We start from the raw sequence: 15,697 nt of genomic DNA, 5'->3' as shown, positions 1-15,697 counted from the left end.
AATTTTAAGCACACACCATGCCCAATTTAACCCAAAGTAAATATTGCAGGTTAAAACTTGCGTTCTGGATAAAAAGGAGCAATATCCATTGATGATTTTTCACCAGAAACCAGTTCTGTGACCAGTTTACCTGTGGCCGGACCCAAGCTCCAACCCATCATGGCATGCCCTGTGGCCACAACAAGGTTCGTGAAACCGCTAGGTCTGCCAATATAGGGCAAGCCATCTGGGCTTACGGGACGAAGTCCACATTGGGCATTTTTCTTGTCTTCTTCCGAAATATGCAATCCTTTATAAAAATGTTCCACCCCTTGGGCAATGGCTTCTACCCGCTCTTTTCTGATAAAATGGTTATTACCTGAAAATTCCATGGTTCCTGCAAAACGTGTAAAACCTTCCATAGGGGTCACGGCAATTTTTCGTTCCATCAAAATGGCCGGCATGGTAATTCCAGTAGGCGCCTCCATGTTGATGCGGTATCCCTTCCCTCCTTGCAAAGGTAGGTTCAATTTCAATTTTTTAGAGATTTCACCGGTCCATGCACCAGCGGCAAAAATGACTTCATCTGGTTTGTAAGCAGCTTTATTTGTAATGACCTCGGTGATTTTGTTACCTGATGCCTTAACATCCACCACTTCCTCATTTTTATGGATAGCAACTCCACTTTGGGCTAGGTAATCCAGCATTTTTTTCATGATCAACGGGGGCGTGGTATGTCGGTCACATTCCCAAAGAATGGCGCCTTTGGCATTAAAGTCCACTTCAGGTTCCATGGCCTTCAATTCTTCCATGGACAATTCCCTGCCCTTCAATCCCAAATCGGCAGCTTTTACAAGCACTTCCATTTCATGGTCACGGGACTCTTCCGTTTGGTACACCATCAACAATCCCTTGTCCCCAATAGTAAAATCACCCAAATCACCGGACGCCTTAATTTCCTCGTACAATTCCCTGCTTAGTAAATTGATGTCCCGAATTACTGGCATCGCTTTTGCCACTTTCTCTTTTGTGGAGGATTTCTTAAAATACCATGCCCATTTGATGAATTCGCGATCAAGCCTCGGTTTCATGTAAAAAGGACTGGAAGAATTGAACATGTATTTCAATCCCTTGGTGATCATTCCAGGTGCTGCCAATGAAATAATATGGCTTGGGGTTAGGTAGCCTGCATTTACAAAGGATGCTCCCGAAGAAATATCGGATTTGTCCAAAACGGTGACTTGGTGGCCCGCTTTTTGCAAATAATAAGCTGTGGAAAGTCCGACGATGCCGCCACCTACCACAACAATGTTCTTGGTATTGTCCATTTGCCCGGTTATTATGGTTATTGTTGATTTGAAACAGGGTGCCAATTTACATAAAGGGCCTGAAATAGTTATAAGAACGGGATGCCTTTTCCATAACTAACTTTTCCCTATTTTTGGGAAATTTTGAAAATAATCCATACATGAAAAAAGTATCCCTACTAGCCCTGGGTTTTGTAATGGCGTGCAATACAACGCAAAAAACCGTTTCGGAAGCACCAAAGACCACCGTAGCGGCAGATCCTGTACCCTTTGCGGAAACCATAACCCAAGCAGACCTTAAAGAATATCTATACACCTATGCCTCCGATGAGTTTGAAGGTAGGGAGACCGGAAAGCCAGGTCAGAAAAAAGCTGTTGAATACCTGAAGGCTTTTTATACCTCCCATGGCATTGCAGCAGCACAAAGTAATGGCGATTATTTTCAGGAAGTTCCATTGGAAGTCTCGAAAGTTCCGGAAGGTAGTGTAACGATCAATGGCACCTCTTTTCCGTTGGGTGAAGATATCATTACCTTTTCCTCTGCCCAAGGTGCTTATACAGAAGTTGTTTTTGTAGGATATGGTGTGGAAGAAGGTGATTATTCGGATTACAATGGATTGGATGTGGACGGTAAATTGGTGCTGATCAAATCCGGTGAACCCATGAAAGCCGATGGCACCTATGTGATTTCCGGCACTTCGGAAAATTCCGCATGGGGAAACATGTCCGAAGGAATGGGTAAAAAATCTGAGTTGGCCGTTGAAAAAGGAGCTAAAGGAGTGCTGTACCTAGATGAGCAGAATTTTGCCAGGTACAAAGGATACTTCAATTATATGAAAAACAACGATAGTGGTCGTATGGAGTTGGCTGCCCAGCATAATGACAATATGTTGTTTGTTTTGGATGAAAAAGCCGCCAAGGCCATCAAAAGTGATATCGCCGAGGCCACTAAATCTATTTCCGTACCCGTAAATCTTAATCTAAATGTGACCAGCGGTAATGAAAAATTGAGCTCGGAGAACGTTGCAGCCATCATCAAGGGTACTGAAAAACCAGATGAATATGTCATTATTTCTTCCCACTTGGACCATATTGGTATCACTGGGAATGGAGAAATCAACAATGGTGCGGACGATGACGGTTCGGGTACCGTTTCCGTTTTGGAGATTGCCCAAGCTTTCAAAAAAGCGGCCGATGCAGGCCACGGACCAAAACGTTCCGTTATTTTCTTGCACGTGACCGGGGAGGAAAAAGGGCTATTGGGTTCCATGTATTACACTGATGTTGACCCCATTGTTCCCCTATCCGAGACGGTTGTGGACCTCAATATTGATATGATTGGAAGGATAGACCCTAATTACAAGGGAGCCAGGAATTACCTGTATTTAATTGGATCCGATAAGTTGAGTACCGAACTGCACAACCTTTCTGAGGACATCAATAAAAAGTATACCAACATTGAGTTTGATTACACCTATAATGATGAAAACGACCCCAATAGGTTTTACTACAGGAGTGATCACTACAATTTTGCCAAAAACAATATTCCGATCATCTTTTATTTTAACGGTACCCACGCGGATTATCATAGACCGAGTGACACACCGGATAAAATTAACTACGATCTTATGGAAAACCGTGCCCGATTGATCTTTTATACGGCATGGGAAATTGCCAACTTAGATCACCGATTGGTAGTGGACAAGGCATCCGAATAGAAATTGCCATTGAAGTAATAAAAAGCCCTTATTAAATAAGGGCTTTTTATTTAGTACAATTAAAAAACCCAAGCCTTACAGCTTGGGTCCCGTTTACTTAAGGGTGGAAGACCGGGTTCGAACCGGCGACCTCTGGAACCACAATCCAGCGCTCTAACCAACTGAGCTACAACCACCATTTAAAGCGGATGCAAAAATACTTTTTTGTATTGATTCAACCAAAATATTTTTCCACTTCCGTTCATTAAATTTTTCTTCGCGTTGAAGCACAGTATTTGACATCATATGTGATATTGAAAACCGACCTTGATCCTATTTTAACCAAATCATCGATGAAATGCATCATTTTAAAGACCAAACACACTTTTTTTGACATTTCACAACAATTAATTCCCCCAAGTATAACCTAAAGTTATTTTTGCATCAAATCTTTTCAACCTCTTGTTGTCGGAAAAAAACTTCATATCCAATTCTAAAAACCTATTAATTTTAGGGGTGGTACTCTGTTGTACCCTGTTATCTACCCCATCCCTTTCTGCTCAATCCAGCAAGAGGGACAGCTTGGCCTTTAGACTGCAACGATTGGAATCCACCGATAGATTTAATCCGAAGGACACTACCCACATTAATCTTTTGATACGTCTGGCCAATTCTTATAGATATTTGGACAGTGACAGTCTCTATTCTATAGCAAGTAGGGTATTGGATTACAGCAAGGCCATTGACTACGATTATGGTAAGGTAAAAGGATTGGATGCCCTGGCCGGTTATTTTTATAACAAAGGAGACCGAAAAAAATCGATGCCCTTGTTCAAGGAAGCCTTGGAAATTGCCAGGGAAATGGAAGATATTGAATGCGAAGTCCCCATTATCATCACTATGGCTCAAAACTACAGTTTTGAAGGTAATTATGCAGAAGCGCTCAGCCTAAACCTTAAAGGAATAGATCTGGCCCGTAAAATCAACCAGCAAGAAATGCTGTCCATCCTTAACGAGAATATTGCCAGTCTTTATGCCGATCAAAAGGATTTTAAAAATGCCCTGATGTTCTATGACACCGTTCAAAAAATAAACCGCCGTTTGGGAGATGAAGTAATCGATGCGGAAACTCAAAGTAACATGGCATCACTTTATAAAGATGCGAAAGATTTTAAAAATGCCATGTTCAATATAAATCGCAGCATCAACACTTTTGAAAAACATAAGATCATTGATTGGTTGGCCTATGCCTATGAAGTGAAAGGCGATATTTATCTGGAGCAGGAAAAGTATCAATGGGCTCTTTATTGGTATGATCAAAGTAACATGCTGTTCAAGGACCAAATTGAAGATGATAGGATCAAGATCCAATTGCTGAACGGCATGGCCAAGGTTTACCTTGGCTTGGGAAAAGACAGCCTATCCATGGCATATGCGCGGGAGGGAATGGAACTTTCCACCAAAATTAAATCCTTGCAAGGACAAATAGATTGTTCGGAGACCCTTTACAAATTGAATAAAAAAAGTGGCAATGAAACAAATGCCCTAGCCTATCTTGAAGCCTTTAAGAAACTATCGGATTCGCTCTCCAAAGATAAAAACGAGCAAAGTTTATCCTTATTGGAGACCAAATTGCATTATGAACAGGAAAAGCAGGAATTGATCAAAAGTAATAAGGAAGCACTTGCGAAACAGCGCAACTACATCTATTTTTCCGTGATCATCCTTCTTATCCTAAGTATCATAACCTTTGTAATCAGAAGGAGTGAAAAAATACAGAAGAACCTGAACAAGGAACTAAAGGAAAAATCCTTGGCCGTAGCCGAACGGGAGACTGAATTACACGAAATCAACAAGACCAAGACCAAGTTGTTCTCCATTATCGGCCACGATCTTAGGGGCCCCATCGGTGCTCTTCAAGGATTGTTGAAATTGTTCACGGATGGAGAAATCAGCAAGGATGAATTCTTGTCATTCATACCTAAATTGAAAGCCGATGTTGATAATATCTCGTTTACGTTGAACAACTTACTTTCCTGGGGGCAAAACCAACTGAATGGTGTTATGACCAACCCCAAGCGCGTTTCGCTGGATAAAATCGTAACAAATAATTTTCAGTTACTGTCAGAATTAGCGAATAGTAAGTCCATTAAACTTATCAATCAATTGCCTGAAAACCCGCTCATCTGGGCGGATCAAAACCAGATTGATATTGTGGTGCGAAACCTATTGAGCAATGCCATCAAGTTTACCCCTGAAAATGGTTTGATTACCGTTGAAGCCGAGGAAACAAAAGATATGTGGCAAATTTCCGTTCGTGATACCGGAGTAGGAATGAGTGAAGAAATCCGAAAGAAAATCTTTAAAAGCTCTACCAATGTGACCACTTATGGAACCAATAATGAAAAAGGCACAGGGCTTGGCCTATCCCTATGCAAGGAAATGGTTTTGAAAAATAATGGAAAAATATGGGTCGAAAGTGTGGCCCGAAAAGGCACCACCTTCTTCTTCACCGTTCCCAAGGCTGAAAAAAGATATCAAAAAGCAAGTTGATCAAATCAAATCAAATCACTTAAACTGTCCACCGCAGCAAACCGCTCCACGGTAAAACCTTCGGCATATTCTACACCTACCAGTCTACCTAAATCCCTGGCACGGTAAATAACGCTATCGATAAAATTCTTACTACTGATCGGAGTTTCAGGTTCATCGCTATTTGGGTCATAAAATTGCGATCCATAAGCTTTTATTGCAGCAATCTTGGTGTCTATAAATCCGCTTACATCCACCACAAAATCCGGTTTCAGGTTTTTCCATTGGATGTAATGATAGACTACTTTTGGGCGCCATGCTTCCTGCCACTCGTCATCACCATCCATTTTGGTGTCGATTTTTACAAGACCACTCAAAAAACAGGCATCACTGACCAGTTTGCTTCCTTTTCCATGATCAATATGGCGATCATAGACCGCATTGCATAAAACAATTTCAGGTCTATAGAGCCTGATCATCTTGATGATTTCCAGTTGGTGTTCCTTGTCGTTCACAAAAAATCCATCGGCAAATTCCATATTCTCCCGAGCCGAAATCCCCAAAATCTTGGCAGATGCTGCTGCTTCTGTATCCCTTATTTCAGCAGACCCCCTGGTTCCCAATTCCCCACGGGTCAAATCCACTATTCCCACCTTCTTTCCTTTGGAAACTTCTTTGGCAATGGTTGCCCCGGCTCCAAGCTCTGCGTCATCAGGGTGCGCCCCAAACACTAAAATGTCTAATTTCATAGTATACTTATGCGGTAACGGTTAGGGCCTTTACCTTGGCAATGGCCTGTTCAATATCCGCTATGATGTCTTCTGTTTCTTCTATTCCCAATGAAAACCGTATCAAGGAATCCTTGATCCCCTGTTTGGCCCTATCCTCTGCACTCATCAAGGCATGTGACGTTAATACCGGGGAGGTCATAGTGCTCTCCACCCCTGCCAAACTCATGACCGGTTTTACCAACTTTAAGTGTTTGTAAAAAAGTGCATGGTCTACATTTGGTAGTTCAAAGGACAACATACCACCAAAACCTTTCATTTGAGATTTGGCCAGTTCATGATCGGCATGGGTTTCCAAGCCAGGATAATATACTGCGGCCACATCTTCGTTCTGGCTCAGGTATTCCGCCATTTTCATGGCATTTTCATTTTGGGCCCTTACCCGTAATGCCATAGTCTTCATACTGCGCTCCAATAGCCAAACGGTATAATCGCTCAAGCTGCCACCAAAGCAAATCCCGGTCTGGAACACTTTTTCCATATTTTCCTTTGATGAAACCACCACCCCGGCACAAATATCCGAATGCCCGCCCATGTACTTCGTAGCACTATGCAACACCACGTCTACTCCAAGATCTATTGGGGTCTGGTTGATGGGACTTGCAAACGTATTGTCAATCATGGTAAGGATGCCCTTACGCTTCGCCAATGCACAAACACCTTCAATATCTGTGATGGTAAGCAGTGGATTGGAAGGCGTTTCCATATAGATCAGCTTGGTATTGGGCCTCATCTCTTTTTCAAAATCCTTTGGTTCCCAACCATCTGTAAAGGAATAGGTAATCCCAAACCTTGGAAATTGGGTCACCGCAAAGTGATAGGTGCCACCGTAAATGGTCTGTTGCAACACCACGTGGTCCCCTGCTTGTAAAAAACTCATGAGGGCCGTACTGATGGCGGCCATTCCGCTACCAAAAATCAAAGCGGCCTCGGCATGTTCCAAGGCCGCCATTTTTTTGCATAATGCCTCTTGGTTTGGGGTATTATAATAGCGTGGGTACCGTTTTACATCCACGTCATCAAATTGGTAAGACGTGCTCATGTACAACGGTGAAGTTGCCCCTTTGTACGTAGTGTCCTCCAATTCCCCAACGTGGGTACAAATGGTATTGATGCCTTTTTTATCTGAATTCATGATGGTCAAACTTTAGGTTAAAGATACGAAACCCATCATACTTGTACCTGCTTCCAGTTTCCTTTTTTAAACCAAACGATGGCCAGGATGGCCAAGATCACTTCGGCCAAAGTTATGGCTATAAAAACGCCCAACGCTCCCCACTCCAAGACCAAGGCAGCCACATAGGCAAGTGGCAACTGGAACATCCAGAAGGAAATCAAATTTATCTTGGTAGGTGTCTTGGTGTCCCCAGCACCATTAAAGGCCTGGCTCACCACCATTCCATAAGCATAAAAAATGTAACCGGCAGCAATGATCTGCAAACAAAGCGATCCATTTTTTACCACATCGGGTGTGGTGTTGAACCATGAGATGATCTGTTTGGCAAAAATGAGATACACCAAGGAAACCGTTCCCATAAAAATAGCGTTGTATTTACCTGTTTTCCAAACGGATACTTCTGCTCTATCAGGTTGTTGTGCACCTAAATTCTGACCCACCAGAGTTGCCGCTGCGTTGCTCATTCCCCAAGATGGCATCAAAGTGAACATCATCACCCGAATGGCGATGGTATAGCCGGCCAAAACCTCGCTACCAAACTCGGACATGATGCGCATTAAAAAAATCCAGCTCGATGTACCGATCAAGAACTGTGCGATGCCTCCCAATGAAACCTTGATCAGGTTCACCATAACCTTGAAATTCAGTACCAAGTCCGATAAAACCAGTTTAATCTTGCTCCATCCAAAGAACAATATCCCCAATTGGAAAAGTACCGCTGAGCCACGACCGATGTTGGTAGCAATGGCCGCCCCCATAACACCGTATTCAGGAATTGGGCCAAACCCAAAGATGAACATGGGGTCTAATATGATGTTGAGCCCGTTGGACAAAACCAAGGCCCACATGGCTATGGAAGCATTCCCAGCTCCCCTGAAAATGGCGTTGATCAAGAAAAGTAACACTACCGTAATGTTACCGCCTATCATGAATTTGGTATAGCCAAAACCTTCATTTATTAAATCGGGTTCCCCTCCCATCAAAGCTAGAATTTCCTTGGCGAAAAGAATTCCGATAATACCAATAACTATGGAAATCAAAACTCCCAAACTGATGGCCTGGACCGCGGCAACCCTGGCCCCTTGAACGTCCTTCTCGCCAATTCTTCGGGCCACAACCGCTGTTGCAGCCATGCTCAATCCAATGGCCAAAGCGTACACCAACGTGATCACGGACTCGGTAAGACCAATGGTGGCTACAGCGTTTACGCTGACTTTGGATACGTAAGCAATGTCTACCAAAGCAAAAATGGATTCCATGAGCATTTCCAAGATCATGGGAATGGAAAGCATGAAAATGGCTTTTCTGATACTTCCGGTGGTAAATTCAGTTTCCTTTCCAGATACTGCAATCCAGAAATATTGAATCAATTTTTTGAACGAAAATGTATTGTGATGTGTCATTTTTAAAGAATTATGTGTTGGAAATGTGTGGGAATGTCAACAGGACCGAAAAGGTTTTCGGTTACTTTTTTGGCGTAAAGCCAAAGATGACATCTATAGCGTACATAATTCTTATAACTTCATGATGGAGCAAAGATGCAAATTTTTTTGAAAGGGAAAAGAAAAAACTTAATTATTTGGAGTAGTGTACTTTATATCTCCAATAACTGATGCCTCCCAACACAAAGACTCCTACCACCGTATACCAAACGAAACTGGGCGTTATCACTTGGTCTCCGCTAGCATAACTATGGAGTCCCACCAAATAGAAGTTCACCCCAAAATATGTCATCATGATACTGGAAAAAGCCAAGACACTGGCAAAATTGTAAATCCATTTGCCCCTAAGACCCGGCACAAGCCGCATGTGGAGCACAAAGGCATAGACCATGATGGAGATAAGTGCCCATGTTTCCTTGGGATCCCAACCCCAATAACGTCCCCAACTTTCGTTGGCCCACTGTCCACCCAAAAAGTTACCGATGGTCAGCATAACCAAACCAGCGGTTAACGCCAATTCGTTGATCACGGTAAGCTCCTTGATGTTCAGATCCATGCGTTTTTTGTTCTTTTCGGTGGTCAGAACCATCAATAATAATACAACCACACCAAGGATCATACCCACGGTAAATGGACCATAGCTACCTACAATAACCGCCACGTGGATCATCAGCCAATAACTATCGAGTACGGGCTGTAAATTGGCGATGGCAGGATCCACCCAACTCTGGTGGGCGATCCACAATAACATGGAAGTTACAAATGCACTGGCCGCAATGGTCAGTTCACTTTTCCTGCCCAAAGCCAACCCAATGCCCATGGTCGCCCAGGATACATACAAAATACTTTCATAAGCATCACTCCAAGGCGCGTGGCCTGAAATGTACCACCGCAACACCAAACCAATGGTGTGCCAAATAAAGAACAGGACAATGGTCCCCTTGAGCAAATAGGCGAAGGCTTTCAACAGCTCCCGTTCCTTGAAAATTTGGATCATGAGCACCAAAAACAGGAACACCCCCACCATTGCATAATATTTGTACAATCGGTTGAAGAGATCCAGTTTGTTATAAATGATCTCGGTCTTGATCTTATTATCGGATGGTAAAACTTCTTCCCCGTGATTTTTCTGGTTCTGTTTAAAAGCTTCCAACATACGGTCCGGTTGGGAGTAATCCCCAGAAACTATGGACTGTTGCAAGGAATTCAAGTAAAATGGCATGGCATTCCGGATAAAGTTGGAATACAGCGAATCCCTGACTTCATAATTCCCTCCACGAAAATCCACCGCGGATACCCACTTGTTATTCTCGTCATCGAGCAATGGAAAAATCTTTACCATGCTGCCACTGAGTGCCACGTTCAGTAAGCTGAGCCGCTCTCCCACTTTTTTAAAATCCTTTTCAAAATTGGATGGATTGTTGGTAGATGTAGCTTTTTCCAAATAGGGGCGTAATTTGTATTCCCTGTTATCATCAAAGAAGTCGGTAGCCTTTACGAATTCGGTTCCCGGTGGCACTCCTACAACCTTTCGGATACTGTCGTTCTGTTCTTTACCCAAGGCAATCAAATCCACATTGTACCATGCCGCCGGATTCAGCATCATCGAAAGGAACACTTGGTTGGCGGACATGTCTTCGTACTTGTCCTTGCCACTCAATTTTCGTAGTAATTCAGAGGCAAAGGTGTTTATCGGTTTCATCCTTCCTCCTTCATCCTGAATGACCAAAGCACCGAATTTTTCAGCATGTTCCTTGGCTACCATGGTGGCATGGATAACAGAATCTATCTCCGATTTTGTAGGCAACGCGGAATGCTCATGATCGGTTCCTTTTTCCTGTGCCATGGCCATTGAAGACATCAAAAACATTACTACCACGGTCAATGCCGCTTTTTTTGCTTTGATCTTCTCTAGCATCTGTTGTAAATCCTTGAATCGGGTGTCCCCAAAGAACATAATGCCCATCAAGCCAATATAGAGCAGGAAATACCCAATATAGGTAATCCACGTTCCCCAAGCGTCGTGGTTAACAGAGAGTACGGTTCCTCTTTCGTCCTGATCAAAACTGGATTGAAAAAAACGATATCCTTTGTGATCCAACACGTGGTTCATATAAATATCGTAATCGAAAGGTCGCTCGTCATGCACGGTTACCTTACTCATGAAAGAGGCATAACCTGCTTCGGTTCCAGGATATTTCTCTGCAATAAAATCGTTGAGCTCAATGGAAAAAGGCAATTCATAAATCTTGGAGCCATAGCTCAATGCAAAGTCCAATCCGCCCACATTGATCTTGTCCGAAAAGTTGGTAGTTCCTTGTCCTCCCAATAATTTTACTTCTTTGGATTCACCGTTGGCGGAAATGGAAACGATCAAAGCATCTTGTGTTACCTTGGTAATTTCTTCATCGGGTACCTTAACAATACCATACGTTCCCTTCACCAAAGGTTCCGGAATCACGAATTGCATTCCGGCCATATTGTAGAGCGAACGCAGTTGTAGGGTTTGAAGGCTATCCTGAACTACCTCTCCCTGAAACTGATCCGCCATTCTCATAAAATTGCCTTCAAAAGGGGGTTTGATCTGGTACCCGCCTTCTTCCGAATAAAAAATGTTGACGGCACCATCGGTTTCATTGTTCAAGGAAAAAAGCACATTATGGATGCTGGCTATCTTGCCGTTTTCCAAATAGTGCTCATGACGTTGCCCATTTCCTGCCTCTACAATTTGAAGGTATTCGGTCCCATTTTCATCAGGAATCAATCCCTTCTCTGCCCCTCGGATAAAATCCACATAAGAAATGGTAAACGGTTGCCCGTTAAAATCGGATTTCCATGGTAAGCTGGATTTTTTTCCTTCTGGGGTTACCAAAATATCATCTTCCAGAATACGTCTTTTGGTCTCCCCATTGATTTCGCCATCCACGTAGGCGGTTAAATATGTTTTATCCGAATAGAATATTTTCTCAGTGGCCCCTTCACGAATGGGCATCATGCCTTCAAAACTGATATAACGGGTGACAAAGGCGCCAATGATGATCAAGATCCAAGACAAGTGCAGGACCAGAATAGCCCACTTCTTCCATTTCAACAATTGGTACCTATAAATATTTCCGATAAAATTGATCACAAAAAAGACCATAATGGCCTCGAACCAGGTAGTGTTATAGATATAGATTCGGGCGGTCTCTGTGCTGTACCAGCTTTCCACAAATGTCCCCATGGCCATTGCTGCTGCAAAAACCAAAAATAAAACGGCCATAAGTCTTGTGGAAAATAGGGTCTTTTTTAGGATATCGATCATGGAAATTCGGTATGCTTATGGCTGGCAAAAATACGTCCTTTTTAGCATTTTGTTGGTTTTAAGCCGATAAATAATCCCATAGATTTGTTAATTATATAGATGACGCATCTGTCCTAAATTTGTAGTTTTGGACATGCTCAAAGTTGTATTACTGGGTACCGGAAACCTTGCCAGACATTTGTTCGATGCCATATCCAAATCAGATAGGGCCAAAATTGTGCAGGTGGTTGGCAGGAATTTGAATGACCTGGCCTGGTTTTCCCATCATACGGCCGTTTCCAATGATTTTAATGATGTTTTTGAAGCCGATGTTTACCTGATTGCCGTAAAGGACGATGCCATTGTACAGGTTTCCAAATGCTTGGCTGGCAAACCGGGTATTGTGGCGCACACTTCAGGGGCCACGGACATGGATGTTCTTATTCCTGAAAACAAAGGAGTTTTCTACCCCTTACAGTCCTTTACCAAAGGCAGGGAACTGGATTTCAAGAACATTCCCATTTGTGTGGAAGCTAAAAAGGAATCCTCACTTCAAATACTCAAGAAACTGGCATGCTCCATTTCTTCCAATGTACAGGAGGTTGATTCCGACCAGCGAAAAAAAGTACATCTTGCAGCGGTCTTTGTGAGCAACTTCACCAACTACCTATATGGTTTGGGACACGAAATCTGTATTGAGGAAGGACTTTCCTTCGATCTTTTGAAACCTTTGATCTTGGAAACTGCGGAAAAGGTGCAGACCTTTGCACCGCGTGATGCCCAAACGGGCCCTGCAAGACGGAACGATCAGTTGAGCATGCAAAACCATCTGAGCCTTTTGAAAAATGAAAAACACATCGCCCTGTATAAACTGTTGAGCGATGCCATAAAAGAAGTTTATGAAGAAAAACTATAAAGAGCTTTTGAGCAACATCACCACCTTTGTTTTTGATGTGGACGGTGTTTTTACCGATGGCTCCGTATTGATCACCTCGGATGGCGAATTATTAAGGAAAATGAGCGTTAAGGATGGCTACGCCGTTAAAACTGCCATCCAAAAAGGGTATAACATCTGCATTATTACGGGGGGTACCAATCCTGGGGTGAAGGAACGTCTCAAAGGACTTGGGGTAACCGATTTTTACATGGGGGCGCATCACAAACAGGATCCTTTGCAAGAGTATTTTGATGTTTATGGCATTGATCCGCAAAACGTGGTGTATATGGGTGATGACCTACCTGACATCCCGCCTATGAAGATGGTGGCCTTGGCCACTTCCCCACAAAATGCAGTACCGGAAGTGAAGGCCATTTCCGACTATGTTTCCCATAAAAACGGAGGGGATGGATGCGTACGGGACATCATTGAACAGGTTTTGAAGGTTCGAGGGGATTGGAACGATAATTTTAGCGCCAAGAATGACTAAGAATCCGCTAAAGGAAAAACTAATGGAAATCAAAATCATTCTGGGATCTGGATCCCCAAGACGCAAAATGTTCTTGGAAGAATTGGGGCTCGAATTTGAAGTTCGGACCAAATCAGTGGAAGAAGTTTATCCCGAACACCTTCAAGGCAAAGAAATATCGGATTACCTGGCCCAATTGAAAGCCGAACCCTTCAAAGCTGAGTTAAAATCCAAAGAGGTCGTTATCACCTCGGATACGGTGGTTTGGCATAATGGAGTCTCTTTGGCCAAAGCAGCCGATGAAGAAGAAGCCTTTATCATGTTACGGACGCTATCCGGTGACTGGCATGAAGTGATCACATCCGTATGTTTTACTTCGAAGGAGTTCCAAAAAACGGTAAATGCAGTTACCAAGGTGAAATTCAAGGAATTCACTGACGACGAAATGCACTACTATATTGAAGAATTCGAACCCTTTGACAAAGCTGGTGCCTATGGCATTCAGGAATGGATCGGGATGATCGGAATTGAAGAAATTCAAGGGTCCTACTCCAATGTTGTGGGCTTACCCACCCATTTGGTGTACGAAACGCTGATGGGTCTTTGATCAAATACTTTTTACGGAAATAATTTTTACAGGACAGGCTTTTGCCGCTTGCTCGCAGTTGTCAAAAATATCGTCGTCGTGCGATTTGATCGTATGGAACCCCTTCTTGTTCTGGGAATGCAGCAATACGGATTTACCATCTTTTTTTGACATGGCAAACTGTTCCGGGGCCATTTCCACACAGTAATTGCACCCGATACACTTTTCACGCTGCAAGGTCACTACAACCATTAGGCCTCTACCTTATTTTCAACGATTTTGTACAATTTATCGGAGGGTCTGATCCTGAATTCCAAGGGAATGGTTACGGAATCCCCCTTTTTCCCTGTAGAGATTTGGGCATCGTTTACCAACATTTGGGTCACCTTCATTTCTTTGGCTCCTGTGGTAGGGCCCGTGATCAAGATGGTATCGCCTATGGAAATATCATAGGCCTCAATGCTGAATTCCCCAATATTGGTCTTGGGGAAGAAATGTGCCCCTTTTCCGATGTATACTTTTTTCTGGGTAGCCGAAGAACCGGGAATCTTGCTCCATTCCCCTAATTTCTGCCCTAGATAGTATCCACTCCAAAAACCACGATTGTAGACCTTTTCCAGTTCCTGCATCCAAGTGATGACCTTTTCTTTATTGTAGGTTCCATTGTACAGACTATCAATGGCCTGGCGGTAACAACCAATGACCTTGGCCACATATTCCGGTGCCCTACCCCTTCCTTCGATCTTCAATACTTTGATCCCTGCATCGGCTACTTGGTCCAAAAAATCTATGGTGCAAAGATCTTTTGGCGACATGATGTACTCGTTGTCGAGTTCCATTTCAAAACCGGTCTCTTGATCGATAACAGTATATTTTTTTCTGCAGTTCTGCTTGCAGGCCCCTCTATTGGCGGAAGAATTATAGGAATGAAGGCTCATGTAACACTTGCCCGAAACGGCCATGCACAAGGCTCCATGACCAAAAATCTCTATCTCTACCAATCGACCTGATGGGCCTTTTATCTGTTCCTTTTCAATTTGATCGGTAATCTTCTTCACTTGTCTCAAACTCAATTCTCGACTCAAAACCATTGTATCCGCAAAAACGGCGTAAAACTTTACCGTTTCTATATTTGTGACATTGATCTGTGTAGAAATATGGACTTCCAGGCCAAGTTCCCGGGCAGAGGCAATTACGGCTTGATCCATGGCGATAATGGCCGTAAGATCGGCCTCCTTCGCCTTTTTGAGCAAGGTTTTTACGATGGAAAGATCATGATCGTAAATGATGGTGTTCAGGGTCAGGTAAGTCCTAACCCCTTTTGCCTTGCATCTTTTGGAGATTTCTGGAAGATCATCCAAAGTAAAATTGATGGAAGCCCTTGCACGCATGTTCAATTGCTCCACCCCAAAATAAACAGAATCCGCCCCATTGTCCAAGGCCGCTTGCAACGATTCAAAGTTGCCTGCAGGTGCCATCAGTTCTATCTGTTGCATTCCT

Annotated in this window: 12 protein-coding genes and 1 tRNA gene; 5 read left to right on the top strand and 8 right to left on the bottom strand. The window is 43.2% G+C overall.

Translation table 11 applies throughout. The annotated features are described in order from the left end of the window. Window positions 1-50: 50 nt before the first annotated feature. Window positions 51-1,307, bottom strand: a complete 1,257-nt coding sequence (locus GTK07_RS05310) for an NAD(P)/FAD-dependent oxidoreductase (RefSeq protein WP_163633776.1) — start codon at window positions 1,305-1,307, stop codon at window positions 51-53. A gap of 140 nt (window positions 1,308-1,447) precedes the next feature. On the opposite strand from GTK07_RS05310, the gene GTK07_RS05305 reads away from it, so the two are divergent. Next, window positions 1,448-3,004 carry a M28 family peptidase gene (locus GTK07_RS05305; protein WP_163633774.1) on the top strand — a complete coding sequence of 519 codons (1,557 nt, stop codon included), beginning with the start codon at window positions 1,448-1,450 and terminating at the stop codon, window positions 3,002-3,004. Window positions 3,005-3,105: 101 nt separating this feature from the next. Here the strand turns inward: GTK07_RS05305 and GTK07_RS05300 are convergent. Then, a tRNA-His gene (locus GTK07_RS05300) sits at window positions 3,106-3,181 on the bottom strand. 267 nt (window positions 3,182-3,448) lie between these two features. Between GTK07_RS05300 and GTK07_RS05295 the strand changes: the two genes are divergently transcribed. Beyond that, window positions 3,449-5,536 (top strand): tetratricopeptide repeat-containing sensor histidine kinase, encoded by a 2,088-nt coding sequence (locus tag GTK07_RS05295; protein WP_235932441.1) that lies wholly within the window; start codon window positions 3,449-3,451, stop codon window positions 5,534-5,536. A gap of 5 nt (window positions 5,537-5,541) precedes the next feature. Here the strand turns inward: GTK07_RS05295 and bshB1 are convergent, their stop codons facing one another. The 4 genes from bshB1 to GTK07_RS05275 all read right to left on the bottom strand — a co-directional run bounded on the left by bshB1 (window position 5,542) and on the right by GTK07_RS05275 (window position 12,226). Further along, window positions 5,542-6,264, bottom strand: a complete 723-nt coding sequence (gene bshB1 / locus GTK07_RS05290; RefSeq protein WP_163633770.1) for a bacillithiol biosynthesis deacetylase BshB1 — start codon at window positions 6,262-6,264, stop codon at window positions 5,542-5,544. 7 nt (window positions 6,265-6,271) lie between these two features. Further along, complete coding sequence (locus GTK07_RS05285; RefSeq protein WP_163633768.1) at window positions 6,272-7,438, bottom strand: trans-sulfuration enzyme family protein; 1,167 nt, start codon at window positions 7,436-7,438, stop codon at window positions 6,272-6,274. Window positions 7,439-7,473: 35 nt separating this feature from the next. Continuing rightward, the gene (locus tag GTK07_RS05280) at window positions 7,474-8,883 is read right to left on the bottom strand and encodes an MATE family efflux transporter (protein ID WP_163633766.1); all 1,410 of its coding nucleotides are present in this window, start codon (window positions 8,881-8,883) and stop codon (window positions 7,474-7,476) included. A gap of 172 nt (window positions 8,884-9,055) precedes the next feature. Continuing rightward, window positions 9,056-12,226 (bottom strand): cytochrome c biogenesis protein, encoded by a 3,171-nt coding sequence (locus tag GTK07_RS05275; protein WP_163633764.1) that lies wholly within the window; start codon window positions 12,224-12,226, stop codon window positions 9,056-9,058. A 133-nt stretch (window positions 12,227-12,359) separates the two neighbouring features. Between GTK07_RS05275 and GTK07_RS05270 the strand changes: the two genes are divergently transcribed. The 3 genes from GTK07_RS05270 to GTK07_RS05260 are packed head-to-tail and all read left to right on the top strand — an operon-like array spanning window position 12,360 to window position 14,218. Further along, window positions 12,360-13,121 carry a Rossmann-like and DUF2520 domain-containing protein gene (locus tag GTK07_RS05270; protein ID WP_163633762.1) on the top strand — a complete coding sequence of 254 codons (762 nt, stop codon included), beginning with the start codon at window positions 12,360-12,362 and terminating at the stop codon, window positions 13,119-13,121. Beyond that, complete coding sequence (locus GTK07_RS05265) at window positions 13,105-13,632, top strand: KdsC family phosphatase (protein ID WP_163633760.1); 528 nt, start codon at window positions 13,105-13,107, stop codon at window positions 13,630-13,632. Before GTK07_RS05270 ends, GTK07_RS05265 begins: the two co-directional genes overlap by 17 nt. Before the next feature lie 22 nt (window positions 13,633-13,654). Beyond that, window positions 13,655-14,218, top strand: coding sequence for a Maf family nucleotide pyrophosphatase (locus GTK07_RS05260; RefSeq protein WP_235932440.1), 564 nt, complete (start codon window positions 13,655-13,657; stop codon window positions 14,216-14,218). Here GTK07_RS05260 and GTK07_RS05255 read toward each other — a convergent pair whose 3' ends face one another. Both GTK07_RS05255 and GTK07_RS05250 read right to left on the bottom strand, forming a co-directional pair. Then, a complete protein-coding gene (locus GTK07_RS05255; protein WP_163633756.1) occupies window positions 14,219-14,449 on the bottom strand; it encodes a ferredoxin in 231 nt (76 codons plus the stop codon). It lies immediately after the preceding gene. Continuing rightward, window positions 14,449-15,693, bottom strand: coding sequence for a peptidase U32 family protein (locus GTK07_RS05250; RefSeq protein WP_163633754.1), 1,245 nt, complete (start codon window positions 15,691-15,693; stop codon window positions 14,449-14,451). The genes GTK07_RS05255 and GTK07_RS05250 overlap by 1 nt, the downstream gene beginning before the upstream one ends. Between the last annotated feature and the right edge of the window lie 4 nt (window positions 15,694-15,697).

The organism is Flagellimonas sediminis (assembly GCF_010500845.1).
GTDB classification, from domain to species: Bacteria; Bacteroidota; Bacteroidia; order Flavobacteriales; family Flavobacteriaceae; genus Flagellimonas; species Flagellimonas sediminis.
The sequence above is the reverse complement of the archived record's forward strand: the minus strand, read 5'-3'. Positions and strand labels throughout refer to the sequence as shown.